Genomic DNA, 24,938 nt, shown 5'->3' with positions numbered 1-24,938 from the left:
CGCCGCATGGGCCGCTATGTGGTCCGTCGGGTCATCCAGGCCATACCTGTGATCCTCGGCGCGACGTTCCTGATCTACGCACTGGTTTTCCTGCTGCCCGGTGACCCCATCCAAGCGCTGGCCGGTGAGAAACGCGCGGACCCGACGGTCGTCGCGATGCTGCACGACCGGTACCACCTGGACGATCCGTTCTTCCTCCAGTACTGGCACTACCTGGTCGGCCTGTTCCAGGGCGACTTCGGCGAGGACTACCGCGGCCACGCCGTCGTCGACGTGATGACGCGGGCCTTCCCGTACACCATCAACCTGGCGGTGACCGCGCTGGTCATCGAGATGGCGGTGGGCGTGTCCGCCGGTGTGGTCGCCGCCCTGCGGCGCGGCCGGTTCATCGACAACCTGGTGCTGATCTCGACCCTGATGGTCATCTCGATCCCGACGTTCGTGATCGGCTTCGTGCTCCAGCTGCTCCTCGGGGTGAAGCTCCACAACGACTACGGCATCGACTTCTTCCCGGTCTCGTTCAACGAGGACGACGGCTTCCGCGCCTACCTCCTGCCGGCCTTCGTGCTCGCGTCCACCTCGCTCGCGTACATCGCCCGGCTCACCCGGACCAGCCTGACCGAGGTGATGCGGGCCGACTACGTGCGCACGGCGGTGGCCAAGGGCCTGAGCCCGCTGCGCGTCGTGGTGCGGCACGGGCTGCGCAACGCGCTGATCCCGATCGTCACCTTCCTCGGCATGGACCTGGGGTCGCTGATGGGCGGCGCGGTGATCACCGAGGGCATCTTCAACATCCCCGGGATCGGGCACCAGCTGTTCCAGTCGGTGTACCTGCGCGAACGCACCATCGTGGTGGGCGTCGTGAGCGCCCTCGTCATGGTGTACCTCTTCACCAACCTGGTGGTCGACCTGCTCTACGCCGTTCTTGACCCGAGGATCCGCTATGAGTGAGCCGACGAACGCGCTGGACACGACGGCCCCGGTGACCAAGGCGGTCGCCGAGAGCGGCAAGGAGCGGGTGGCCAGCCTCTGGACGGACGCCTGGTACGACCTGCGGCGCAACCCGCTCTTCATCATCGGCGGGCTGCTGGTGCTGCTCATGGTGGTGATGGCCGTCGCCCCGCAGCTGTTCACCGACAAGGACCCGAACTCGGCCGGGTTCTGCGAACTCTCGTCCTCCCTGCAACGCCCCTCCGCGGACCACTGGTTCGGGTTCGACGTCCAGGGCTGCGACGTCTACACCCGGACGATCTGGGGCGCCCGCAACTCGATCATCGTCGGCATCCTGACCACCTCGCTGGTGGTCCTGGTCGGCGGCACGCTCGGGCTGCTGGCCGGCTGGATGGCCGGGTTCTGGGACAGCCTGCTCTCGCGCGTGACCGAGATCTTCTTCGCGATCCCGTTGCTGCTCGGCGGCATGCTCATCATGTCGACCTGGCAGAAGGGCAACGCCTGGACGGTCTCGGCGGTGATGGCGGTGCTCGGCTGGCCGCAGATCTACCGGCTGATGCGCTCGGCGGTGATCTCCAACAAGCACAACGACTACGTGGTCGCCGCCCGCGCGCTCGGGGCCGGCACCGGGCGGATCGTCACCCGGCACATCCTGCCGAACGCGGTGGCGCCGGTGATCGTCGTCTCCACCATCAACCTCGGCGTGTACATCGGCGCCGAGGCCGCGCTGTCCTACCTGGGCATCGGCATCCAGTCCCCGGCGATCTCCTGGGGCCTGATGATCAGCGACGCCCAGTCCCGGTTCCTGAACGCCCCGCACGTGCTGCTCTTCCCGGCCACCGTGCTGAGCATCACCGTGCTGGCGTTCATCATGCTCGGCGACGCCGTGCGCGACGCCCTCGACCCCAAGCTGCGCTGAGGAGGGCCGCGGACCATGACTGACACGACGAAGCCGTCCGGCACGAGGGACGGCGGGGCGCGCGTGGGCGCGATCGAGGTGACCGGCCCGCGCCGGGAGAACCTGGTGCCCGGCACGCCGCTGCTCGAAGTCGACGACCTGCACGTCGAGTTCGCCACCCGGGACGGCATCGCCAAGGCCGTCAACGGCGTCAGCTACTCGGTGTCGGCCGGGGAGACGCTGGCGGTGCTCGGCGAGTCCGGGTCGGGCAAGTCGGTGACGGCGCAGGCGATCATGGGCATCCTGGACATGCCGCCGGGGCGGATCACGGCCGGCAAAGTGCTGTTCCGGGGCCAGGACCTGCTGACGATGAGCCCCAGGGCCCGGCGCGCGGTGCGCGGCCGGAAGATCGCGATGATCTTCCAGGACGCGCTGTCCTCGCTCAACCCGGTGCTCAGCGTGGGCTACCAGCTCGGTGAGATGTTCCGGGTGCACCAGGGCGCTTCGCGCAAGGAGGCGAAGGACCGCTCGGTCGAGCTGATGGAGCGGGTGCGCATCCCGGCGGCGGCGCAGCGGGTGAACGACTTCCCGCACCAGTTCTCGGGCGGCATGCGCCAGCGCATCATGATCGCGATGGCGCTCTCGATGGAGCCCGACCTGATCATCGCGGACGAGCCCACCACCGCGCTGGACGTGACGGTGCAGGCCCAGGTGATGGACCTGCTGGCCGAGTTGCAGTCCGAGTTCCACATGGGCCTGATCCTGATCACCCACGACCTCGGCGTCGTCGCGGACGTCGCGGACAAGATCGCGGTGATGTACGCGGGCCGGATCGTCGAGACGGCGCCCGTGCACGAGCTGTACGCGCGCCCGGCCCATCCGTACACCCGGGGCCTGCTCAACTCGATTCCCCGGCTGGACCAGAAGGGGCAGAACCTGTACGCCATCCAGGGCCTGCCGCCGAACCTCCTGCACATTCCGGCCGGCTGCGCGTTCAACCCGCGCTGCGACCGGGCGCAGGACCGCTGCCGGTCCGAACCGCCGCCGCTCGTCCCGGTGCTGGACGCGGAGGGCAGGGACCTGCCGGGCCGGCACAGCGCCTGCCACTTCTGGAAGGAGACCCTCCGTGGCTGAGCCGATCCTGGAGGTCCGGGACCTGGTCAAGCACTACCCGCTGACCCAGGGCATCCTCTTCAAGCGGCAGGTCGGCGCGGTGAAGGCCGTGGACGGCATCTCCTTCGACCTGGTCACCGGGGAGACGCTGGGCATCGTCGGCGAGTCGGGCTGCGGGAAGTCCACGCTGGCCAAGGTGCTGATGAGCCTGGAGCGGGCGACCGCGGGCCAGGTGCGCTACAAGGGCCAGGACATCACCCGGCTGTCGGGGTCGGCGCTGAAGGCCGTGCGGCGGAACATCCAGATGGTGTTCCAGGACCCGTACACGTCGCTGAACCCGCGCATGACGGTCGGGGACATCATCGGCGAGCCGTTCGAGATCCACCCGGAGGTGGCGCCGAAGGGCGACCGCCGCAAGGCCGTCCAGGACCTGCTGGACGTCGTCGGCCTGAACCCGGAGTACATCAACCGGTACCCGCACCAGTTCTCCGGCGGTCAGCGCCAGCGCATCGGCATCGCCCGGGGGTTGGCGCTCAAGCCGGAGATCATCATCTGTGACGAGCCGGTGTCGGCGCTCGACGTGTCGGTGCAGGCGCAGGTGATCAACCTGCTGGAGCAGTTGCAGACCGAGTTCGGGCTGTCGTACATGTTCATCGCGCACGACCTCTCGATCGTCCGGCACATCTCCGACCGCGTCGGCGTGATGTACCTCGGCAAGATGGTCGAGATCGGCACGGAGGACGAGATCTACGCCCACCCGACCCACCCGTACACCCAGGCGCTGCTGTCGGCCGTGCCGGTGCCCGACCCGACCGGCCGCGAGCAGCGCGAGCGCATCCTGCTCAGCGGCGACCTGCCGTCGCCGGCGAACCCGCCGTCCGGCTGCCGATTCCGCACCCGCTGCTGGAAGGCGCAGGAGCGGTGCTCCGAGGAGGTGCCGTTGCTCGCGGTGCCCGCGCTGCTGAAGGGCCCGGCCGCGCACGAGTCGGCCTGCCACTTCGCCGAGGTGCGGGACGTGATCGGGAGCGCCTGAGCCCGTTCCCCGGCCGGGCCGCGGAGTCCCTCGACTCCGCGGCCCGGCCGCGTGCTTGCGGGGGCCGTCGGTTCCCGGGGCCGGTCACTTCTCGAAGCCGACGTTCTCCCAGACGATGTCGGACAGGCCCTGCGCGCCGATGTTGGCGAGGTTGGCGCGGGCGCCGTACAGCTGCGGCCGCTGGTAGAGCGGGAGCATCCCGGCCACCTTCCACAGCTCGGCGTCGGCCTGGTTGATGGCTTCGGAGGCGGTGGCGGCGTCGGGCGCGGCGGCGGCCCGGTCGAGGGCGGCGTCGACGGCCGCGCTGCCGGTGCCGGAGTGGTTGTTGCCGCTGTTCTGGGCGAAGCTGGCGCGGCTGCCGCTGGCCGGGAAGGGCGTGCCGAGCAGCGCGTACACGGCGAGGTCGAAGTCCTGCCGGTTGACGTACTTGTCGAAGAACTCGTTCGCGCCGGCCTGGACGGTGGTGACCTTCACGCCGACGCCCTTGAGCATCCCGGTGACGGTCGCCGCCTCGGTCTGGGCGGTGGCGACGCCGGCCGGGACGACCATCCGCAGGTTCAGCTCGCGGCCGTCCTTGTGGCGGACGTCGCCGTCGAGCTTCCAGCCGGCGGCGTCGAGCTTGCGGCGGGCCTCGGCGGGGTCGTAGCGGCTGAGGCCGAGCGAGTTGTCGCGGTAGGCGTTCTGGTTGGCGACCAGCAGGTGGTTGTTGAGCGTGGTCGGCGGCCAGTCCAGGCCCTTGAGGTCCTCGCGGGCGATCGCGTCCCGGTCGATCGCCTGGAACACGGCCTGGCGCACGGTCGCGTCGGTGAGCAGCGGGCTGCGGCCGTTGAGGGTGAGCTGGCGGAAGTCCGGGCCGCCGGCCCGCCGGACGACGGCGCCCTTGGTGCGCTTGATGGCCTCGTACCCGGCCACGTCCGGGCCGTTGTTGAAGAGGTCGATGTCGCCGCGACCGAAGGCGGCGGCCATCGTCGCGGGCGTCATGGCGTGGAAGACGATGCGGTCCAGCAGCGGCTTGTCGCCCCACCAGGCCGGGTCGGCGACCAGGGTGACGGTCTGGGTCGCCGGGTCCAGCTTCTCGACCTTGAACGGGCCCGCGGTCACCGGGATGGCGTCCAGGTAGGCGGTGTTGAACAGGTCGGGGCTGCTCACCCTGCTCGCCGGCAGCAGCGGGGCGTTGGCCGCACCGTTGAACATCGACTGCCACTCGGAGAAGGGCTGGTCGAAGGTCATCACGGCCTGGAAGTCGTCCTTGCCGGGCACGACCGAGGAGACCAGCTCGAAGCCGGTGCTGCTGGAGGACTTGTACGCCGGGTCCTTGCCGTTCATCGCGCGCCAGTCGGCCTCGATGTCGCGCCAGGTGATCGGTGTGCCGTCGGACCAGTGCGCCTTGGGGTTGAGGGTCCAGACGACCACCTGGTGGCCGTCCCTGAGCTCGGCGTGGGCGTCCTGGAGGTAGGCCGGGTTGGGGGTCTGGGTGCCGGCCGCGTCGGAGCGGAAGAAGGTGGGCAGCAGCGGCTTGGTGACGCTGCCCGTCGAGGACTCGGTGCCGTCGGCGTGGATCGGCGACCACTGGTGGGAGAACTGGGCGATCGCGAGGTTCAGCGTGCCGCCCTGGCGCAGTTGCGCGCGGTCGCGCGGGTTGACGTCCGTCGACGTGGACTTGGGCGACCGGGGGACGGACGCCATCGCGTCGCCGGGCGAGCCGTCCGGCTGGGAGGCGCACGAACAGAGCGTCAGCGAGAGCGTGAGCGCGGTGAGGCCGGCGAGCAGGGCCGTCCGGTGGTGGAGGCGGCCCATTGGCGTGCTCCCGAGGCAGGTGTGACGGATGGTGTGGCGTCACATCTTGGCGAGCGGGACGGGAGTTGTCGAGGGGGGCGGCCGAGGGGCGGGCCCGGCTCCTTCACGAGGAAGGTGGCGGACCCGCCCCTCGGCGGTCGAGCGCGGTCGGTCAGGCGACGGTGAACTTGAAGGTGCGGTCCTTGTCGCCGCTCTTGTCGAGCAGCGGGGTGAGCGCGTCGGCGACGTCCTGCGCGGTGATCGCCACGGACTGGCCGTTCTTCTTGATCCTGACCTTGTCGAAGACGTTGCCGAGCTGGGCGTTGAGCGCGTCCAGGTCCCACTTGGGCGTCAGCTTGCCCGAGGCGTCCGGGACGAGGGTCAGCGCCTTGGCGGCGGTCAGCTTGCCGAAGTTCCACGTCTTGGTGCCGGCCACGATGTGGATCGGCCCGCTGACCGCGGACTTGCCGAGGCCGTCCGCGGCGGCCTGCAGGGCCTGGGCGGAGACCTTGGGCTGGGCGGCCGTGACGTTCAGCGCGATCGGCTGGTCGGGCTTGCCGGCGGCGCGGTCGCGGTAGGCCTGCTCGACCACGGCGACGGCGCTCGCGGAGTCCAGTGCCTGACCGGCCTTGCCGGGCACGACGACCGGGTCGCCGGAGTCGCCGAACTTGACGAAGCCCTCCTGCAGGCCCTGGCCCGCCCCGGAGGCCAGGCCGTCCAGCGCGGCCTTGAGCTTGGCCCGGTCGACCTTGACCTCCGGCGCGACGTTCTTCGTGCCGCCCTGTAGCGACTTGATGACGTCGACCGGGCTGTAGCTGTGCTGGGTGAGGCCGTCCACGGTGGCCGTGGTGTCGAAGCCGAGTCCGGCGACGGTCGGGTCCAGGTCGACGCTCTGGTCGCCGATCTTCAGCTTGAGCGGCTGCTGGCCGGCCTTGCCCACCGTCTCGTCGAGCTGGTGGATGGCCTGGTCGCGGTTGTTGCCGCCGATGTCGGTGCCGAGCACCACGGTGCCCTTGGGGATGTCCGACTGGTTCAGCATCAGGCCGGTGCCGTACGCGGCGGCGCCGAGGAACAGGACACCGCCGATGCCGTAGACGCCGAGCTTGACGATCTTCTTGCCGGCGCCGCCCTTCTTCTTGGCCTTGCCCTGCGCCTTGGCGGGCGCGGGCTCCGCGGCGGCGGGGGCCGGCAGCGGGGTGACCGCGGTGGCCTCCGGGTCGCGGCCGGGCTGCTGCGCGCCCGCCGGGGCGCCGCCGAACGGGCCGGTGCCGAACGGGTCGGCGGAGGAGGCCTTGCCGCCCGGTGCGCCCGGTGCGCCCGGCGTGGCGGGTGCGCCCGGGAACAGGCCGCCGGGGGCGGCGAACGCGTCCTGGCCGGCGGGCGCGGCAGGGCGCTGCGCGGCGAACGGGTCGGCGCCGGTGGGCGCGGAGGCGAACAGGCCCGGCTGCTGGCGGCCCTCGTCGGCACCCCGGCCGGCGCGCGGGGCGCCGTCGTGGGGCAGGCCGGGTATGGCGGCCGACGCCGGCACGTCCTCGCGGATCGGCGCGAAGCCGTCGACGGAGGTGTCCTCGGGGTCGGCCGCGCCGCCGGCCGGGAAGGGCCGGGCACCCTGCGGGCCGCGGTTCTGCGGGCGGCCGTTCGGGGCGCCGGCACCCTGCGGACCGCGCTTCTGCGGACGGCCGTTCTGCGGGCCGCGCGGACCGGCGGGGGGCGCCGCGGCGGGAGGAACAGGGGCGAACGGGTCGGCGGCGAACGGGGCCGCCGCGGCCTCGTACACGCCGGGCTCGTCGGCCCGGTCCTCCGGGCGGCCGAACGGCGCGGCGGGCGCACCGCCCGGACGCGGCGCGGGAGCCGGGGCGGGCGCGGCACCGTTGGCCTGCGCCTGGGCGGGGACCGGACGGCCGTTGGGCCGGGCGGCACCCTGGCCGGCGCGCTGGGCGCCGTTCTGCGGGGCGCCGTCGGGGCGCGCGCCGTTCGGCTGGGGCCTGGGCCGGGCCTGGGCCTTGGCCTGCGGCTGGGACTGCGGTTCGGTTCCGGCACCCGGCGCACCGGCCGGGACCGGGGCGGGCGCGGCCTCGCCGGGCGCCGACGCGGCCTTCTTCTGCCGCGGCCGGAACCACGCGCCGGTCGACTCGGACTCGGAGGTCGCCGGCGGGATCGGCGGGATCTGCCACTCCGGCGGCAGGTTCGGCGGGGTCGCCGTGCGGCCGCCGCCCTCCATCACGCCGAGGACGGGGGAGGAGGGCGCTGAGCGGTGGCGCGCGCCGCCCGCCTCGGGGGCGGACGCCGGGGCCTCGTCGCCGGGGCCCTCCTCGTTCTTGACGGCGCTGCGGACGACGACCGGCGGGATCGGGCGCGAGCCGGGGATGTTGATCCGGACCCGGGTGGTCAGGGTGGTCTCGGTCTTCGGGACCTCGTCCTCGCCGCCCGACGCCGCGCCCTGGGCGGCACCGGTGCCGGCCAGGTCGCCGCCGGGCAGGCCCGGTGTGCCGTAGGGCGGGGTGCCCGACGGGTAGGCGTCCGGGCCCGTGCGCCGGGGCGTCGGGTGGGCGTTGTCAGATTCGCGGCTGCTCAATGCTGCTCTGCTCCGGGTTCGCGGGCGGGCCGTGCGGCGCGACCGCGGTTCGTGGTCGCCGGGCCTGGGGCGGGCGGCGGTCGGGTACGGCGTTCTGCGGCACCACCATACTGGGAAGAACTGAGCGGTGAACGGGTTCGGACAGATCCTGATACGTCCGGTTCCTCCGGTATGAGAGTACGGCCGTGTGGTCCTGACTGCGCGTCGTGCGCGGTGCCCTACGCGCCGCACTCGCGGGGTCAGCGGGGCGGGTTGGGGACTCCGGGGAACCAGCTCGCGCGGGTGGGCAGGGTGGCGCAGATCACGCCCAGGATCGAGCCGGCGAACATCCAGGCGAGCGAGGTGGCGTTGGGCCACAGCACGGTGTCGCCCTCCGGCCGCGGCACCATGACGACGACCAGGGCGATGAACCAGCCGGCCGCGGGCAGGGTGGCGCCCAGCCGGGTGCCGGTGACGCGCAGTCCGCCGTAGAAGGTGGCGGCGCTCGCGCCGAGCGCGAGCAGGACCCCCACGGGCGGCCACAAGGCCTGCACAAAGGATCCGCAGACCGAGACCGCGAAGCCGAGCGCGAAGAACAGGACATACGCCACGAACCGGGCGCCGCGTGGGGGCTGAGCCTCGGCCAGGCGCTCCTCCCGGGTGCCGAGGACCGTGGCGGCGAACGAGCGCTTCGGCGCCCCGGACGGCTTCCCGTCGGCGGGCCCGGCGGACCCGGTCGGCGTGCGGTCGGCGGACTTGTTCATCGGGCGCCCTCCTCGGCGGTCGCCGCAGCGGTCTCTTCGGCGGTGGTGCGCTCGGCGTCCAGGCCCGCGAACAGGTCGTCCTCGGGCTGTCCGGGCCCCGCCTGCCCCCGCACCAGCTGGTAGTACTCGGTGGCCACCAGTGGCTGGCCGAGGTGGTTGGAGAGTGCGAACGAGGTGCCGTCCACGGTGATCTGGGTGACGTGCGCGGCCATCGCGGCGGCCTTCCGTCCGGCGTACGCGGTGCCGTCCACCACGGTGGTGACCACCGCGTCGTCCACGACGCCGGGGACGTCCGACGGGACGGCCGTGCCGGGGAAGACCGCGCGGGCGGCGGTGGCGGCGAGCCCGGCCTCGATCACCGAGCGGGGCATGCGGTTCCAGTACACCTTGGCGATGCGCCAGGCGGAGCCGAGTCCGGGCCGGTACGCCGGGTCGGCCGCGAGGTCGTACGCGCGCATCGCGACCCGGTGCGCCTGGATGTGGTCCGGGTGCCCGTAGCCGCCGTTCTCGTCGTACGTGACCAGGACCTGCGGCCGCACCTCGCGGATCACGGCGACGAGGTGGCCGGCGGCCTCGTCCACGTCGGCCCGCCAGAAGCAGCCGGGCGCGTCGTTCTCGGGCACGCCCATCATCCCGGAGTCGCGGTAGCGCCCCGGGCCGCCGAGGAAGCGGAAGTCGGCGACGCCGAGGGCGGCCATGGCGTCGGTCAGCTCGCCGATCCGGTGCGCGCCGAGGGTGTCGTCCCGATCGGCCGTCAGGTGCGCCAGCCCGGGCGGGATCACCTCGCCGCCCTCGCCGAGGGTGCAGGTCACCAGGGTGACGCGGGCACCCTCGGCGGCGTACCGGGCCATGGTGGCGCCGTTGCCGATCGACTCGTCGTCGGGGTGGGCGTGCACCAGCAGCAGGCGGCGTCCGGTAGTCGAGGTCATGGGAGGAAGCCTAACGACCGGCCCTTCGGGCGCGTGAGCGCGCGCGGCTCAGAGCTTCAGGCCGTTGATCATCCCGGCGAGGTTGCTGGTGACCTGGCTGATCGACGGGGCGATGGAGCTGGACGCCAGGTAGAAGCCGAGCAACGCGCAGACGATCGCGTGCGCGAGCTTCAGGCCGGAGCGGCGGATCAGCACCACCACGATGACCAGCATCAGCATGGCTGCGGAGACGGACAAAGCCATGTCGGTTCACACCCCTTCTCGGGTGCGCCGCCCCCTGGGGAGGTCGGCGGTCGGACCGTGCGGGACTTGCGGTCGGGCGACCGGCGGTCCGGGACGGGGCCGGACGATCACCCGCTTGATCAGTCTTACCCGATGGGTGAGCGAAGCATTACGTTCCGTGAGTCCGCGCGCGCCGGGGTACGGCGGCACGGGTGGGGCGCATGGGCCGGTGGGAGGGGGTGCGGACCACTTTGGGGCGTACTTCCCGACGATGCTCCGAACGAGTGATCAGAACGCTCCCGGCGGCGCGCGCGAGAGGTCGTAGGGTCTGGTGCCATGACCTCCCACACACCTGCGGACACCTTCCCCCGGCAGTACGCGCGGACCCTGCGCTACACCGTCGGCGCGCCCCGGTCGTTCTCCGTCGCACCGGACGGCTCCCGGGTCGTCTTCCTCCGCTCGCGCTCGGGCAGCGACCGGGCCAACCTGCTCTGGACCCTCGACACCGCCACCGCGGAGGAGCGGATCGCCGCCGACCCGGTGGTCCTGCTCGGCGGCGGCGAGGAGGACCTCTCCCCGGCCGAGAAGGCCCGCCGCGAGCGCAGCCGCGAGGGCTCGGCCGGCATCGTCGGCTACGCCCTCGACGCGGCCGGCCGGCTGGCCGCCTTCGCCCTGTCCGGCCGCCTGTTCACCGCCGACCTCGTGACCGGCGCCACCGCCGAACTCCCCGCCGAGGGCCCGCTGCTGGACCCGCGCCCCTCCCCGGACGGCAGGTACGTCGCGTACGCCAACACCGCCGGCGAACTGCGGCTCACCCGTACCGACGGCAGCGGCGACCGCGCCCTCGCCGAGCCCGACGGGCCGAACGTCACCTGGGGCCAGGCCGAGTTCATCGCCCAGGAGGAGATGAGCCGCGACCGCGGCTACTGGTGGTCCCCGCAGGGCGACCGGCTGCTGGTCGAGCGCGCCGACGACACCCCGGTGCGCCGCTGGTGGATCGCCGACCCGGCCAACCCGGAGCGCGAGCCCGCCGAGGTCGCCTACCCCGCCGCCGGCACCGCCGACGCCGAGGTCGGGCTCTGGGTGTTCGACCTGGACGGCGGCCGCACCGAGGTCGTCTGGGACCGCGCCGCCTTCCCCTACCTCGCCCGGGTGCACTGGTCCGCGGGCGGCGTGCCGCTGCTGCTCGTCCAGGCCCGCGACCAGCGCAGCCAGCGGATCCTCGGCCTCGACGTCGCCACCGGCGCCACCGAGGTGCTGTTCGAGGAGCACGACGACGCCTGGCTGGAGCTGTTCCAGGGCGTCCCGGCCTGGACGCCGGACGGCAAGCTCGTGCGGATCAGCGACCAGGGCGGCGTGCGGGCGCTGGTGATCGGCGACCAGGCCGTCACCGGGGACGACCTGCACCTGCGCTCCGTCGTCGCGGTCACCGCCGACGAGGTGTTCTTCACCGCCTCCGGCGGCGCCGCCGAGACCGACCCCGAGCCCGGCTGGGTCGCCGTCGGCCGGATCGGCCACGACGGCAAGCGGCTCGGCTGGGAGGCCTCCAACGGCCGTCCGTTCACCTCCGTCACCACCGCCGTGCACGCGGCCGGCATCACCGTCCGGGCCACCGCCGAGCCCGACCTGCCCGGCAGCCTCGTCCAGGTCTCCCGGGACCTGCCCGAGGGCGTGGTCGTCGACGACGTCGCCACCATCGCCTCGTACGCCGAGACCCCGGTCATCACCGCCCGCCCGGTCTTCCGCTTCGCCGGCGAGCGCCGCATCCCCGCCGCCGTCTTCCTGCCCACCGGCTACGACCGCGAGCGCGACGGCCTGCTGCCCGTCCTCATGGACCCGTACGGCGGCCCGCACGGCCAGCGCGTCGTCCAGGCGCACAACCCGCACCTCACCTCGCAGTGGTTCGCCGACCAGGGTTTCGCGGTGATCGTCGCCGACGGGCGCGGCACCCCCGGGCGCGGCCCGGCCTGGGAGAAGTCGATCGCCTTCGACTTCGCCGGGAGCACCCTGGAGGACCAGGTCGACGCGCTGCAGGCACTGGCCGGGGAGTTCCCGCTCGACCTCGGCCGCGTCGCGATCCGCGGCTGGTCCTACGGCGGCTACCTGGCGGCGCTCGCCGTGCTGCGCCGCCCGGACGTCTTCCACGCGGCCGTGGCCGGCGCGCCGGTGGCCGACTGGGAGCTGTACGACACCCACTACACCGAGCGCTACCTGGGCCACCCGGCCGAGCGGCCCGAGGTGTACGCGGCGAACTCGCTCACCGGGTACGCGGCCGGGCTGGAGCGCCCGCTGATGATCATCCACGGGCTCGCGGACGACAACGTGGTGGCCGCCCACACCCTGCGCCTGTCCTCCGCCCTGCTCGCCGCCGGCCGCCCGCACACCGTGCTGCCGCTGTCGGGCGTCACGCACATGACCCCGCAGGAGGAGGTCGCGGAGAACCTGCTGCTGCTCCAGGTCGACTTCGTGAAGCGCTCGCTCGGGATGTGACCCCGACAGGGGCCCGCCGACGCCCCTGACCAGCGGTTCCGGCGGCCGGTTCCCCTGACGGGGGTACCGGCCGCCGGCATGACATCCGTCATACGGAACGCACGACGGCGGACACTGCCGCCGTGCCCGGCCCGCGCGGGACTCTGAGGTGGTGCGAACGGCACCGGACGCGACACCACCAGGGGACAGGAGCAGGGCGATGGGCACGGATGTGGCCGCCTTCCGCGGCGTCGGCAAGAGCTACGGGCGGGTACGGGCCGTCGACGGGCTGGACCTCGTGCTGCGGCCGGGCGAGACCGTCGCCCTGCTCGGGCCCAACGGCGCGGGCAAGTCCACCAGCCTCGACCTGCTGCTCGGCCTGCGGGAACCCGATCAGGGCACCGTCTCGCTGTTCGGCAGCAGCCCGCGCGGGGCGATCGCGGCCGGCCGGGTCGGCGCGATGCTGCAGAGCGGTGGGCTGATGGCCGACGTCAAGGTCCGCGAGCTGGTCAAGCTCGCCTGCGACGTCCACCCGCGCGGCCGGTCGGTCGCCCAGGTGCTCACCGACGCGGGGATCAGCGAGCTGGCCGAGCGCCGGGTCGACAAGCTGTCCGGCGGTCAGGAGCAGCGGGTCCGCTTCGCCCTCGCGATCGCCGGCGACAGCGACCTGATCGTGCTGGACGAGCCCACCACCGGCATGGACGTCACCGTCCGGCAGGCGTTCTGGGCGAGCATGCGCGCCCAGGCCGACGCCGGGCGGACGGTGCTGTTCGCCACCCACTACCTGGAGGAGGCGGACTCGATCGCCGACCGCGTGCTGGTCCTGCACCGGGGCCGGCTGATCGCCGACGGCACGTCCGCGGAGATCAAGGCGCGTGCGGGCGCCCGCCGGGTGGCCTTCGAGCTCCACGACGGCGACGGCGCGTTCGACGGCGGCGTGCTGCGCGCCCTGCCGGGTGTGCAGTCCCTGGACGTCACCGCCCGCGTGCCCGGCGTGCGGACGGTCCGGATCCGGACGGCGGACGCGGACGCGAGCGTCGCCGGGCTCTACCGGGCGGGCCTGTACCCGCGCGGACTGGAGGTCACCGGGCTGGGCCTGGAGCAGGCCTTCCTCACCATCACCGGCGAGCAGGACGACCGCGACGACCGGAACGACGCCCCGAAGGAGACCGTGCGATGACCACCCTGATCCAGCTGGAGATCCTGCGGACCTTCCGCAACCGGCGCTACCTGTTCTTCACCGTCGCCTACCCGGCGCTGATGTACTTCTTCTTCATCCACGCCTACGGCTCCGCCAACCAGGCCGGCGGCCTCCCGGTGAAGACCTACTTCATGGTCTCGATGGCCACCTTCGGCGCGGTCGGCGCGGTGCTCACCGGCAACGCGCAACGGATCTCGCTGGAACGCAAGACCGGCTGGACGCGCCAGCTGCGGCTGACGGCGCTGCCGGGCCGGGCCTACACCGTCGGCAAGATCGCGGCGAGCGCGGTGACCACGCTGCCGGCGATCCTGGTGGTGTTCGCGGTCGGTGCGAGCCAGGGCGTGTCGCTGGGTGCCGCGCAGTGGATCGGCCTCGGGGCCGCGCTGTGGCTGGGCAGCTTCGTGTTCGCCGCGCTCGGCGTGGCGCTCGGGTACGCGGCGGCGCCGGACTCGGTGCAGCCGATCGTGATGATCACCTACATGGCGATGGCGCTGCTCGGCGGCACCTGGTTCCCGGTGAGCGGTTCGCTGGAGAAGTTCGCCCGCTTCAACCCGGTGTTCCTGTACAACAAGCTGGCCGCCTTCACCCAGCCCGGGCACTCGCTGGACACCGTCGCCGTCGCAGGGCTGGCCGGCTTCCTCGCGGTGTTCGTCGCCGCCGCCACCGTCCTGTACCGGCGCGACACCCGACAGGCATGATGATCCACATGGACGACACCCGCCGCACCCACCGCACCGACGAGCAGCCGGAGGCGGGTGTGGCGCGCGTGTCGTTCATGAACGTCCCCGGCTCCCCGGTAGAGACCAGGCGGCAGATGCTGGTCAAGGTCTCCTGGATGCTGCTGTGGATGCTCTACCTGGCCTACCCGGCGGGCGAGCTGCTGCACGGCGGCCACGGCCCGGCCGCCCGGGTGTTCGGCTGGGTCTGCCTGACGGGCTTCGTGGCCGCCTACGTCCTGCTGGTGGTCTTCCGCTCGACTGCGGGGATGCGGCCGCGGGCCTGCCAGGTGATCGTCGCGACCATGATCGTGCTCGCGGTCGTGGCCTCCGCCGTCTTCGGCAGTGCCTTCCTCACGCTGTTCATCTACGCCTCGGTCTGCCTCGCGATCATCATTCCGCTGCGCTTCGCGGTGCGCGCGCTGCTCGGCATGGCCGTGCTCACCGCCGTGACCGGCCTGGCCGTCCACGCCGGCGGGGACAGCACCACGACCTTCGCCCTCAGCGCCTTCCTCGCCGGCATCGCGATGACCGGCCTGCAGCGGCTCGTCGCCACCATGAAGGAACTGCGCGAGGCCCGGGCCGCCGTCGCGCACCTGGCCGCCTCCGAGGAGCGGCTGCGGCTCGCCCGCGACCTGCACGACCTGCTCGGGCACTCGCTGTCGCTGATCACGCTGAAGAGCGAGCTCGCCGGGCGGTTCATGGACGCGGGGAAGGACGAGGCCGCGCGCGCACAGGTCGCGGACATCGAGCAGGTGGCGCGGCAGTCGCTGATCGACGTCCGGGAAGCGGTGACCGGCTTCCGCCGGCCCACGCTGCCGGTCGAACTCGCCGCCGCCCGCACGGCGCTGGCCGCGGCACAGGTGAGGCTGGAGGCGTCGCCGGAGCTCGTCGACAGCTGGCCGGGCCTCGCCAACGAGGAGGCGGGCGCGCTGGCCTGGGCGCTGCGCGAGGCCGTCACCAACATCGTCCGCCACGGCGAGGGCGCCACCGTCTGCACCGTCACCGCCGACACGGCGTGGGAGGGCAGCGGAGAGCGCTTCGCCGTCCTGCAGATCACCGACGACGGGCGCGGTCCGGGCAAGTCCCAACCGGGCAACGGCCTCTCGGGCCTGGAGGAGCGCCTCGCCCTCGTCGGAGGCCGCCTGGAGAGCGGCCCGGGGGAGCGCGGCAAGGGCTTCCGGCTGCGCGCGATGGTGCCGCTGCGCGAGGTGCCGGCTCCGGTGCCGCCGGCGGCCGGGCGGTCGTAGGGAACTCCGCCGAACGGCCCCGCGTAGGAGGGGACATGACCAACGTCCTCGTCATCGGCATCGACCCGCACACCGTCCCCGGCATGGACGGCGCCACCCTGCGCGCCGCCCTCGACGCCGAACTCCTCCGCTTCGCCGACCACGGCATCGACGCCGCCATGACGCTCGTCGCCCTCGACGCGACCGCCGGGCCCGCGATCGTCGCGGCCCTCGGCGAGCGGACGTGGGACGTCGTCGTGATCGGCGGGGGCATCCGCAAGCCCGAGCCGCTGCTCACGTTCTTCGAGCACGTGGTCAACCTCGTCCGCCGGCACGCCCCGGACGCCGCCCTCGCCTTCAACTCCAGCGGCGGGGACAGCGTCGAGGCGGCCCGGCGCTGGCTGTGAAGCCCCGGTCCCCCGGGGGAGGTTCGGGCGGGTTCCCCTCTAAGGTCGTGCCCATGAGTGACGATCAGAACGGCCCCTCGATCCGCGTGCTGCTGGCCGAGGACCAGGGGATGGTCCGGGAGGCGCTGGCGGCGCTGCTCGGGCTGGAGGGGGACATCGACGTCGTGGCGCAGGTGGGCCGTGGCGACGAGGTGGTGGCGGCGGTGCTGGCGAACGACGTCCAGGTCGCCGTGCTGGACATCGAGATGCCCGGCATGACGGGCATCGAGGCGGCGGCGAAGCTGCACCGGGAGGCGCCGGGGACGAAGGTCGTGATCGCGACGACCTTCGGGCGGCCCGGCTACCTGCGGCGGGCGATGGAGTCCGGCGCGGACGCGTTCCTGGTGAAGGACGCGCCCGCCTCCGAACTCGCCGAGGCGATCCGCCGGGTGCTGCGCGGGGAGCGGGTGATCGACCCGGCGCTGGCCGCGGCCGCGCTGGCCGAGGGCGCCAACCCGCTGACCGCCCGCGAGCGGGACGTCCTCGGGGCGGCGGCGGACGGCGCGGTGAACGCGGACATCGCCAAGCGCCTGCACCTGTCCGAGGGCACGGTCCGCAACTACCTCTCGATGGCGATCCAGAAGACCGAGGCCCGCAACCGCACCGAGGCGGTCCGCATCGCCCGGGAGAAGGGCTGGCTGTAGTTCCTCAGTTGAGCCGGTGCCGGGCCGCCCTGGCCTCCTGCCGGACCTCGGCCGCCGCGTCCGGGTCGAAGGCGTCGAGGATCTCGGCATAGGCGTCCATCTCGGCCGAGCCGCCGAGGAAGTCCCCGGTGCGGACGAGGAGTTCCGCGCGTTCGAGGCGCAGCTGGGCGGGGTGGCGGGGGAGCAGCAGGGCGAGTTCGGTGGCCCAGAGCTGGGTGCGGGCGTGCTCGGGCCGCTCGGAGGCCCAGGCCCGGATGTTGCCGAGGACGCGGTGGACGATGTCGAGCGGCTGGGCGGGGGTGAGCAGCACGGGTGTGAAGGGGTGCCCGGTGGCCTCGACGAGGCGCTCGGCGTCGCCGGGGTCGAGCAGCCGGCCGCCGTGGAAGGGGTCGGCCAGGACGTACTCCTCGCCGCCGGCCGGGCCGCCGACGGCGACGATGAAGTGGCCGGGCAGCGCGATGCCGTGGACGGTGAGCCCGGCCCGCCGGCCGACCGCCATCCACACCAGGGACAGCGTGATGGGCAGCCCGCGCCGCCGCCGCAGGACCTCCGGCAGCAGCGAGGACTCCAGCCGCCGGTAGTCGGACTGCCGCCCGTGGAACCGTTCCCGCCCGCCGAGGACGGCGGCGAGCAGGGCGGCGGTCTCCTCGGGCCCGGCGGGGGCGCGTTCGGCGACCGCGAGGCGGACGGCGGCGGCGTGCCGGTCGAGGGCGGCCCCGCAGGCGGCGAGCAGGGCGTCGAGGCCCGGCGGCTCGCCGGGGTCGTCCGGGTCGGTGAGGGGGCCGTGTTCGGCGGCGGCGAGCAGGCAGAGCAGCACCGGGTCGGGCTGTTCGGCGCGGGCGGCGGTCCGGAAGCGGTCTCTGCTCTGCTCGGTCACGGTGACGGCGACGGCTTTCGTACGGCGGGCGGGCGATCGGGCAAGCGGTGGCCGGGGCTACCCCTGGGGCGGCCGGGCGTAGTGGTAAGTGTGACTGGTCGTGAAGCCGAGTCCGTCATAGAGCGCGGCCGCACCGTCGTTGTCCGCCTCGACCTGCAGGTAGGCGCCGGTGGCGCCCTCCTCGGCGGCGCGGGCGGCGAGCACCGCCATGACGGCCGTGGCCAGCCCGGCCCGCCGGGCGTGCGGCTGGACCTCGATGGCGCCGAAGCAGGCCCACGCGCCGTCGACGACGCAGCGTCCGATGGCCAGCGGCGGCTGTCCCGCGGCGCCGGGCACGGTGGCGAACCAGACCGAGGGCCCGCCGTGCAGGACCCGCCGGGCGGCCTCGCGCACCGCCGGGTCGGCGCTGAGCTTCCCGTACAGGGACATCCAGTCGGGTCCGGCCGTGCGGGAGAGCCGCACCCGGTCGTGCCCGGAGCCGACCCTGACGAGTCCGGCCAGGGGGGCGGTGCGCACCAGCGTCGGCGACTGCGCGGGGCCGAGCAGTCGGCGCAGCCCGTCCGCCGTGCCGGGCGTGACGACTTCGACGAGGACGGGCAGTTCGCGTTCGGCGTACCAGTCCCGGACGGCGGCCAGTGCCGCCGGCAGCGGCAGCCCGGGGTCGCCGAGCGCCTGGACGGAGTTGGCCCGCCGGGTGAACCCGGCCGAGGCGCGCAGGGTCCACTCGCCGAGCGCCTCCTGCTCGGCGCCGGGCCAGCCGCGCGCCGCGATCCGCTGGAGCTCGACCGGCGTCGCGGCCGGAAGCGGGGCCCGCCGGGCCGGGAAGAGCGGGACCACCTTGCCCGCGACCAGCAGTTTCTCGGGGAAGGAGACCGGCTCGCCCGAGCGGGGAACGACCGTCAACCCGTGATCGTCCCACGATGTGAGCACGCCGATCACATCACGGAAGACCGGCCGGTCGCCCACGAACGCGGACAGCCGTCGGGCGGACACGCGTCGTCCCACGTCGGAGCGATCTATCCGGACCTCCGGACGGTCCTGCGGACGGCTGCTTTCCGGGTCGCCTGCCGTCATCTGGGCACCTCCTGTGCATTTGCGGTCTCCGACCCGCGATACTAGGGGCGGGCATCGACGACGCCGCGCTCACCGCGCACGCGAGCAGAACAGAACGGGCCGCCAGGGCCCTTCCGAGGAGGAACGACAGCGTGACTTACGTCATCGCGCAGCCTTGTGTCGACGTGAAGGACAAGGCGTGCATCGAAGAGTGCCCGGTTGACTGCATCTACGAGGGCGAGCGATCGCTCTACATCCACCCGGATGAGTGTGTCGACTGTGGCGCTTGTGAGCCGGTCTGCCCGGTCGAGGCGATCTTCTACGAGGATGACACTCCCGAGGAGTGGAAGGACTACTACAAGGCGAACGTCGAGTTCTTCGACGACCTCGGTTCGCCCGGTGGCGCCTCGAAGCTCGGCCTGATCGAGCGTGACCACCCGTTCATCGCCGCTCTGCCGCCGCAGAACGCCGACCACTGACGATCGGTGGCATCTGAGCTGTGAGCACCGACAACAGCACGCGCGCGCCGTTCCCGGGCCACCCGGGGGCGGCGCGCCGCGTTTCGGACCGCCTGCCCGTCTTCCCGTGGGACAAGCTGGAGCCGTACAAGGAGACCGCCCTCGCCCACCCGGGCGGCCTGTGCGACTTCTCCGTCGGCACCCCCGTCGACCCGGTCCCCGAGGTGATCCAGAAGGCGCTGGCCGCCCACTCGGACACCCCCGGCTACCCGACCGTCTGGGGCCCGCTTGAGCTGCGCGAGGCGATCGCCGGCTGGCTGCGCCGCCGCTGCGGCGCCGAGATCGGCCCGCAGGCCGTGCTGCCGACCATCGGCTCCAAGGAGCTGGTGGCCTGGCTGCCGACCCAGCTCGGCCTCGGCCCGGGTGACCAGGTCGCCTACCCGCGCCTCGCCTACCCGACCTACGAGGTGGGCGCGCGGCTGTGCGGCGCGGAGCCCGTCGAGTACGACTCGGTGGACGAGCTGGACGGCTCGCGCGTGCGCCTGCTCTGGGTGAACACGCCGTCCAACCCGACCGGCCGGGTGCTCGGTGCGGACGAGCTGCGCCGCACCGTCGCGTGGGCCAGGGAGCACCGGGTGCTGCTGGTCAGCGACGAGTGCTACCTGGAGCTCGGCTGGGAGGCCGAGCCGGTGTCCGTCCTGCGCCCGGACGTGTGCGGCAGCGACCACGAGGGCCTGCTGGCCGTCCACTCGCTCTCCAAGCGCTCCAACCTGGCGGGCTACCGCTCCTCCTTCCTGGCGGGCGACCCGGTCGTGGTCAAGGAGCTGCTGGGGCTGCGCAAGCACGGCGGCATGATGGTCGCCGCGCCCGTCCAGGCCGCGACGATCGCCGCGCTGGACGACGACGCCCACGTGGCCGAGCAGCGGGAGCGCTACGCGGCCCGGCGCTCGGCGCTGCGGACGGCCCTGGAGGCGTACGGCTTCCGGATCGAGCACTCGGAGGCGAGCCTCTACCTGTGGGCCACCCAGGACCGCCCGTGCTGGGAGACGGTGGCCGAACTGGCCGCCCTCGGCATCCTGGTGGCGCCCGGAGAGTTCTACGGCCCGGCCGGCGGGCAGTTCGTCCGGGTCGCCTTCACGGCGACGGACGAGCGGGTCGCCGCGGCCGTCGAGCGGCTGAACGCGGCGCGCTAGCGGCGACGCGCGAAGGCCGGTGTCCGCCTCGGACACCGGCCTTCGCCGTCTTCGTGGTACGTCGTCGGGGCCCGTCAGCGGGCCCGCCCGGGGGTGGCCTACAGGCCGACGCCGCCGCCGTTCACGGCGCCCAGGAGGCCGCCGACCGGGCCGAGCGCACCGGTGAGGCCGGACAGCGGGTTGTTCGGGCCGAGGTCGGCGCCGCCGAGGCGGTTGGCCGAGCCGTGCTCGGCCAGGCCGAGCACGTCGGCGCCGGGCAGGCCGCCCGGCAGCGCGCGCTCGACGGAGCCCAGCGGCAGCGCGTCGGTGACGGCGCTGGTGCTGGGCACGCCGTTGGTGAGGTTGCCGGCGCCGGGCAGCTGCTTGGCGACCGAGCCGGTCTGGGCGAGCCCGCCGACCGGGCTGGCGGCGGCGCTGCGGGTGCCCGCGGCCTTGCCGGTGACGGCCTCGCCGAGCTTGCCGGCCAGCGCGGAGGCGACCTTCGGGGTGACGCCGGAGAGCTGCCCGGTGGTGGCGGCGGTCTGGTCGACCGGGGCGGTCAGCGAGCTGGCCTTCTCGTTCGCCTCGGGCAGCTGGTGGGCGACGATGTTGCCGGCGGCGTCGGCGGAGGCCGGTACGCCCGCGGCGACGGTGGCGGCGCCGGTGGTCCCGGCGGCCTCGCCGAGCTGGTGGGTGGTGTGCTGGAGGCTGGAACCCGCGTCGGTGTTGGTGAGCTGGCCCACCGGAGCGGCGAGGTCGCTCTTGGGCAGCAGGGCGTCGCCGCCCAGGGCGGACGCGGAGCCGGCCGCGACCAGCGGGGTCGCTCCGGCCGCCACGACGAGCGCGGCCTGGGCGATCCGACGCGTGAGGGGGTGAGACATGGGGCTCCTCGAAAGGGTCTGGGTCCGTCCCGTCCGCCGGGTGGACGACCGGGCGGACGACGTTGTTACCGCTTGAGAAGCCAGAAGGTTTCGGCCGGTGCAAGGAAACTGTCCGACTGACCATCGGATCGTATGACTGCAAGGGGGCGCCCTGGTGGAGCCCGTCGGAGCCCGTGGATCCTGCACCGGGCAAGGGGAGTGACGGTTCTCCAGTGGGGGTCGCCGGAACGGGCGGCCGGTCCACCGAGGTTGACCGGAATCACCCGTCCGGCGGCAACCCGTACGTCAGTGCGTCAGCTCTTGTCGGACGGCGCCAGGGTGACCTGGACGAGCTTGGTCGTGGTCCCCGTCGGCTGCGACTGCCAGCCGTCCTCCGACGAGGCCTTGCGCCAGATCTTCCCGTCGTAGGCCACCGTCGCGATGCCCAGCTGCTGCGCCTGGGCGACCGCCCAGTGCGCGACCTCCCAGCCGCTCGCCCGCTCGGCGGCCTCGGCGGCGTCGGCCCCGGCGTCCGCCGAGGTGGTCAGCGCGGCGGTGGACGGGTCCGGGGTCAGCGCGACGGCGTTCTCGGCCCCCTTGATCGACGACGTGTAGCCGGGGGCCGCGGCGACCGTGCGGCCGAACTCGCGGCGCACCCGGTCGGAGAGCACCTGGGTGCGGTCCGGCGCCGCCGCCGGGGTCGCGGAGGCGGACGCGGTCGGCGAGGCGGAGTCGGCGGAGTCGTCCGTCCCGGGCTTGGCGTAGTCGTGCACGACGCAGCTGAACGAAGCGGGCTCGCGGCCGGCCAGCGCCGAGGTGAGCAGCGTCGCCTTGGTCTCGTGCTTGGCGTACGCCTGCGGGTAGCCGCTCTTCTGCACCGCCTGGGCGGCGTCGGTCAGCGGCAGCCGGGTGTAGCCGGGCACCTTGACCAGGCCGTCCAGGAACTTGTTGGTCGCGTAGACCGGGTCCTGGATCTGCGCCGAGGTGCCCCAGCCCATCGAGGGGCGCTGCTGGAACAGGCCGAGCGAGTCCCGGTCGCCGCCCGCGAGGTTGCGCAGCTTGGACTCCTGCATGGCGGTGGCCAGCGAGATCGCCGTCGCCCGGTCCGGCAGCCCGCGCGAGCGCGCCACCGCGGCGATCGTCGCGGCGTTGGCGGCCTGCGACAGCTCCAGCGTGCCCTCGCCGGTCGCGGTCTTCACCGTGCAGCCCTCGGGTTCGGTGCCCTTGAAACCGAACCACCAGATGCCGACCACGGCCGCCCCGCCGACGAGCGCGAGACCGAGCAGCCCGACGATCACGAGCAGCAGGGCGCGCAGCGGCCCGCGGCGGGGGGGCTCCAATTCGTCGCCCTGATCCTCGCTGCTCTTCTTCCTGGCCACCCTCGCCCCTCTCGCGCCTGCTTCTTGATCCGACACCGTACCCACTCGGACGGGTGTGCGGCGCCCCCCGGTTGCCCTTACGCTTCGCCGACCCTGTCACAGGACCGCTACGCAGGGTCTCCGCGGCGCGCACTAGGCTGGCGTCATGAGCAGCCCCGAGACGACGCCCCTGGACCTCACCCTCGACGGCGGCACGCTGACCGCCCGCCTGGTCGACTTCCCGTCCGTGAGCGGTGACGAGCAGCCGCTCGCCGACGCCGTGGAGGCCGCTCTGCGCGCCTACCCGCACCTGACCGTCGACCGGTACGGGAACAACGTGGTGGCCCGCACCCGCCTCGGCCGCCCCGAGCGCGTCCTGCTGGCCGGCCACCTGGACACCGTCCCGATCGCCGACAACGTGCCCTCGTACGTCGACGGGGACCTGCTCTACGGCTGCGGCACCTCGGACATGAAGTCCGGCGTCGCCGTCCAGCTGCGGCTCGCCGCCACGCTGCCCGAGCCCAACCGCGACCTGACCTTCGTGTTCTACGACTGCGAGGAGGTGGAGGCCCACCGCAACGGCCTCGGCCACCTCGCCAAGGAGCGGCCCGACTGGCTGGCCGCCGACTTCGCCGTGCTGCTGGAGCCCAGCGGCGCCGTCGTCGAGGGCGGCTGCCAGGGCACCCTGCGGGCGCAGGTCAGGCTCACCGGCGTGCGCGCCCACGCGGCCCGCAGCTGGCTCGGCGACAACGCCATCCACCACGCCGCCGAGGTGCTCTCCCGGCTCGCGGCCTACGAGCCGCGCCGGGTGGAGATCGACGGCCTGGAGTACCGCGAGGGCCTGAACGCGGTGCGGATCGACGGCGGTGTGGCCGGCAACGTCATCCCGGACGAGTGCGTCGTGACGGTCAACTTCCGCTACGCACCGGACCGCAGCGAGGCGGAGGCGGAGAAGCACGTCCGCGAGGTCTTCGACGGCTTCGAGGTGACCGTCACCGACTTCGCCCCCGGCGCCCTGCCCGGCCTCGCCCAGCCGGCCGCGCAGGCTTTCCTGGCGGCCACCGGCGGGCAGGCCAGGGCCAAGTTCGGCTGGACCGACGTCGCCCGCTTCAGCGCGCTCGGCGTCCCGGCGGTCAACTACGGCCCCGGTGACCCGAACCTCGCGCACAAGCGGGAGGAGCACTGCTCGCTGAGCGCCATCGCCGAGGCCGAGGAGCGGCTGCGCGCCTGGCTCACCAGCTGACCGCCGCCCGCCCGGCAGTTGATCCGATCAGAAGCCGAACGCCACCTTCCGGTTCCCCAACCGACCTTCCCCCGTTGCCTGAAAACGGGGGAAGTCCGGCGTAGGGTTTCGTCATGACAGGCACAGGAGACGAGAAGCAGTACGGGCACGGCCCCGAGCAGGTCGGCGTGCCGCGGAAGAAGAAGGCCTGGCCGGAGAAGCAGAAGGGCCCGGTGCTGGTGCGCCGGGACCAGGTCGGCACGAGCACCACGGACCAGCGCCTGCTGGACACCACCGGGCCGACCGACTGGCTGCACACCGATCCGTGGCGGGTGCTGCGGATCACCTCGGAGTTCGTCGAGGGCTTCGGCGCCCTGGCCGAACTCCCGCCCGCGATCAGCGTGTTCGGCTCGGCCCGGACGCCGGTCGACTCGCCCGAGTACGAGTCCGGCGTGACCATCGGCCGCGCGCTCGCCGAGGCCGGCTACGCGGTGATCACCGGCGGCGGCCCGGGCGCCATGGAGGCCGCCAACCGCGGCGCCTCCGAGGCCGGCGGCCTGAGCGTGGGCCTCGGCATCGAGCTGCCCTTCGAGCAGGGGCTCAACGAGTTCGTCGACCTCGGGCTGAACTTCCGTTACTTCTTCGTCCGCAAGACGATGTTCGTGAAGTACGCCCAGGGCTTCGTGGTCCTGCCCGGCGGGCTGGGCACGCTGGACGAGCTGTTCGAGGCGCTCACCCTCGTCCAGACGAAGAAGGTCACCCGCTTCCCGGTGATCCTCTTCGGCAGCTCCTACTGGGGCGGGCTCTACGAGTGGCTCAAGAACACCCTCGTCGCGCAGGGCAAGGCGGCCCCGCACGACCTGGAGCTGTTCCACATCACCGACGAGATCGACGAGGTCCTGAAGATCCTCGCCGACGCCCGCCGGCCGGTGAACGAGATCTGAGCCGACCGGACCCGAGCCGACCGGACCCGAGTGGACCGGATCGGAGAGC

The 24,938-nt window shown here is 73.3% G+C and carries 23 protein-coding genes; 14 read left to right on the top strand and 9 right to left on the bottom strand.

From position 1 onward, the window contains the following. The first annotated feature begins 6 nt into the window (after positions 1-6). From AB0C76_RS11810 to AB0C76_RS11795, 4 genes are read left to right on the top strand one after another with little or no spacing between them, the layout of a single operon-like run. Positions 7-951, top strand: coding sequence for an ABC transporter permease (locus AB0C76_RS11810; protein WP_359963316.1), 945 nt, complete (start codon positions 7-9; stop codon positions 949-951). After that, positions 944-1,870 carry an ABC transporter permease gene (locus AB0C76_RS11805; RefSeq protein WP_359963313.1) on the top strand — a complete coding sequence of 309 codons (927 nt, stop codon included), beginning with the start codon at positions 944-946 and terminating at the stop codon, positions 1,868-1,870. Before AB0C76_RS11810 ends, AB0C76_RS11805 begins: the two co-directional genes overlap by 8 nt. 15 nt (positions 1,871-1,885) lie before the next feature. Continuing rightward, the gene (locus tag AB0C76_RS11800) at positions 1,886-2,983 is read left to right on the top strand and encodes an ABC transporter ATP-binding protein (RefSeq protein ID WP_359963311.1); all 1,098 of its coding nucleotides are present in this window, start codon (positions 1,886-1,888) and stop codon (positions 2,981-2,983) included. Beyond that, positions 2,976-3,995: a dipeptide ABC transporter ATP-binding protein gene (locus AB0C76_RS11795; protein WP_359963308.1), complete on the top strand. Its 1,020-nt coding sequence runs from the start codon at positions 2,976-2,978 to the stop codon at positions 3,993-3,995. The genes AB0C76_RS11800 and AB0C76_RS11795 overlap by 8 nt, the downstream gene beginning before the upstream one ends. An 84-nt stretch (positions 3,996-4,079) precedes the next feature. Here AB0C76_RS11795 and AB0C76_RS11790 read toward each other — a convergent pair whose 3' ends face one another. The 5 genes from AB0C76_RS11790 to AB0C76_RS11770 all read right to left on the bottom strand — a co-directional run bounded on the left by AB0C76_RS11790 (position 4,080) and on the right by AB0C76_RS11770 (position 10,261). Beyond that, the gene (locus tag AB0C76_RS11790; RefSeq protein ID WP_359963306.1) at positions 4,080-5,792 is read right to left on the bottom strand and encodes an ABC transporter family substrate-binding protein; all 1,713 of its coding nucleotides are present in this window, start codon (positions 5,790-5,792) and stop codon (positions 4,080-4,082) included. Between the two features lie 151 nt (positions 5,793-5,943). Next, on the bottom strand, positions 5,944-8,346 hold the full coding sequence (locus AB0C76_RS11785; protein ID WP_359963303.1) for a peptidoglycan binding domain-containing protein: 2,403 nt from the start codon (positions 8,344-8,346) through the stop codon (positions 5,944-5,946). Between the two features lie 239 nt (positions 8,347-8,585). Further along, positions 8,586-9,089 (bottom strand): DUF6113 family protein, encoded by a 504-nt coding sequence (locus tag AB0C76_RS11780; protein ID WP_359963301.1) that lies wholly within the window; start codon positions 9,087-9,089, stop codon positions 8,586-8,588. Next, a complete protein-coding gene (gene mshB / locus AB0C76_RS11775; protein WP_359963299.1) occupies positions 9,086-10,018 on the bottom strand; it encodes an N-acetyl-1-D-myo-inositol-2-amino-2-deoxy-alpha-D-glucopyranoside deacetylase in 933 nt (310 codons plus the stop codon). Before mshB ends, AB0C76_RS11780 begins: the two co-directional genes overlap by 4 nt. Positions 10,019-10,066: 48 nt before the next feature. Then, positions 10,067-10,261: a DUF2304 domain-containing protein gene (locus AB0C76_RS11770; protein WP_329928134.1), complete on the bottom strand. Its 195-nt coding sequence runs from the start codon at positions 10,259-10,261 to the stop codon at positions 10,067-10,069. Positions 10,262-10,576: 315 nt separating this feature from the next. Here AB0C76_RS11770 and AB0C76_RS11765 point away from each other — a divergent pair, with 315 nt between their 5' ends. The 6 genes from AB0C76_RS11765 (at position 10,577) to AB0C76_RS11740 (ending at position 16,945) form a co-directional block, all read left to right on the top strand. Further along, positions 10,577-12,730, top strand: coding sequence for a prolyl oligopeptidase family serine peptidase (locus tag AB0C76_RS11765; protein WP_359963296.1), 2,154 nt, complete (start codon positions 10,577-10,579; stop codon positions 12,728-12,730). 199 nt (positions 12,731-12,929) lie between these two features. After that, positions 12,930-13,889, top strand: a complete 960-nt coding sequence (locus tag AB0C76_RS11760) for an ABC transporter ATP-binding protein (RefSeq protein ID WP_359963293.1) — start codon at positions 12,930-12,932, stop codon at positions 13,887-13,889. Next, complete coding sequence (locus AB0C76_RS11755; protein WP_359963290.1) at positions 13,886-14,608, top strand: ABC transporter permease; 723 nt, start codon at positions 13,886-13,888, stop codon at positions 14,606-14,608. Before AB0C76_RS11760 ends, AB0C76_RS11755 begins: the two co-directional genes overlap by 4 nt. An 8-nt stretch (positions 14,609-14,616) precedes the next feature. Next, positions 14,617-15,876 carry a histidine kinase gene (locus AB0C76_RS11750; RefSeq protein WP_359963287.1) on the top strand — a complete coding sequence of 420 codons (1,260 nt, stop codon included), beginning with the start codon at positions 14,617-14,619 and terminating at the stop codon, positions 15,874-15,876. Positions 15,877-15,911: 35 nt separating this feature from the next. Next, positions 15,912-16,262, top strand: coding sequence for a hypothetical protein (locus tag AB0C76_RS11745; RefSeq protein ID WP_359963285.1), 351 nt, complete (start codon positions 15,912-15,914; stop codon positions 16,260-16,262). 53 nt (positions 16,263-16,315) lie between these two features. After that, complete coding sequence (locus tag AB0C76_RS11740) at positions 16,316-16,945, top strand: response regulator transcription factor (RefSeq protein WP_359963282.1); 630 nt, start codon at positions 16,316-16,318, stop codon at positions 16,943-16,945. 4 nt (positions 16,946-16,949) lie between these two features. On the opposite strand, the gene AB0C76_RS11735 is transcribed toward AB0C76_RS11740, so the two are convergent. Continuing rightward, a complete protein-coding gene (locus AB0C76_RS11735; RefSeq protein ID WP_359963279.1) occupies positions 16,950-17,822 on the bottom strand; it encodes a transglutaminase-like domain-containing protein in 873 nt (290 codons plus the stop codon). A 57-nt stretch (positions 17,823-17,879) separates the two neighbouring features. Then, the gene (locus tag AB0C76_RS11730) at positions 17,880-18,896 is read right to left on the bottom strand and encodes a GNAT family N-acetyltransferase (protein ID WP_359963276.1); all 1,017 of its coding nucleotides are present in this window, start codon (positions 18,894-18,896) and stop codon (positions 17,880-17,882) included. A gap of 131 nt (positions 18,897-19,027) precedes the next feature. On the opposite strand from AB0C76_RS11730, the gene fdxA reads away from it, so the two are divergent. Both fdxA and dapC read left to right on the top strand, forming a co-directional pair. Next, positions 19,028-19,354 (top strand): ferredoxin, encoded by a 327-nt coding sequence (gene fdxA, locus AB0C76_RS11725; RefSeq protein WP_030061559.1) that lies wholly within the window; start codon positions 19,028-19,030, stop codon positions 19,352-19,354. 20 nt (positions 19,355-19,374) lie between these two features. Further along, positions 19,375-20,526, top strand: coding sequence for a succinyldiaminopimelate transaminase (gene dapC, locus AB0C76_RS11720; RefSeq protein ID WP_359963273.1), 1,152 nt, complete (start codon positions 19,375-19,377; stop codon positions 20,524-20,526). A 98-nt stretch (positions 20,527-20,624) separates the two neighbouring features. Here the strand turns inward: dapC and AB0C76_RS11715 are convergent, their stop codons facing one another. Together AB0C76_RS11715 and AB0C76_RS11710 are read right to left on the bottom strand one after the other, a co-directional pair. Further along, entirely contained in the window at positions 20,625-21,386 is a 762-nt protein-coding gene (locus tag AB0C76_RS11715; RefSeq protein ID WP_359963270.1) for a hypothetical protein, read from the bottom strand. 293 nt (positions 21,387-21,679) lie between these two features. Next, complete coding sequence (locus AB0C76_RS11710; protein WP_359963269.1) at positions 21,680-22,705, bottom strand: hypothetical protein; 1,026 nt, start codon at positions 22,703-22,705, stop codon at positions 21,680-21,682. A 184-nt stretch (positions 22,706-22,889) separates the two neighbouring features. Here AB0C76_RS11710 and dapE point away from each other — a divergent pair, with 184 nt between their 5' ends. Together dapE and AB0C76_RS11700 are read left to right on the top strand one after the other, a co-directional pair. Beyond that, positions 22,890-23,966 carry a succinyl-diaminopimelate desuccinylase gene (gene dapE / locus AB0C76_RS11705; RefSeq protein ID WP_359963267.1) on the top strand — a complete coding sequence of 359 codons (1,077 nt, stop codon included), beginning with the start codon at positions 22,890-22,892 and terminating at the stop codon, positions 23,964-23,966. A 113-nt stretch (positions 23,967-24,079) separates the two neighbouring features. Continuing rightward, positions 24,080-24,889, top strand: coding sequence for a TIGR00730 family Rossman fold protein (locus AB0C76_RS11700; protein WP_359963265.1), 810 nt, complete (start codon positions 24,080-24,082; stop codon positions 24,887-24,889). The last annotated feature ends 49 nt before the right edge of the window (positions 24,890-24,938 follow it).

Source organism: Kitasatospora sp. NPDC048722, assembly GCF_040650235.1.
Lineage (GTDB): Bacteria > Actinomycetota > Actinomycetes > Streptomycetales > Streptomycetaceae > Kitasatospora.
The sequence above is the reverse complement of the archived record's forward strand: the minus strand, read 5'-3'. Positions and strand labels throughout refer to the sequence as shown.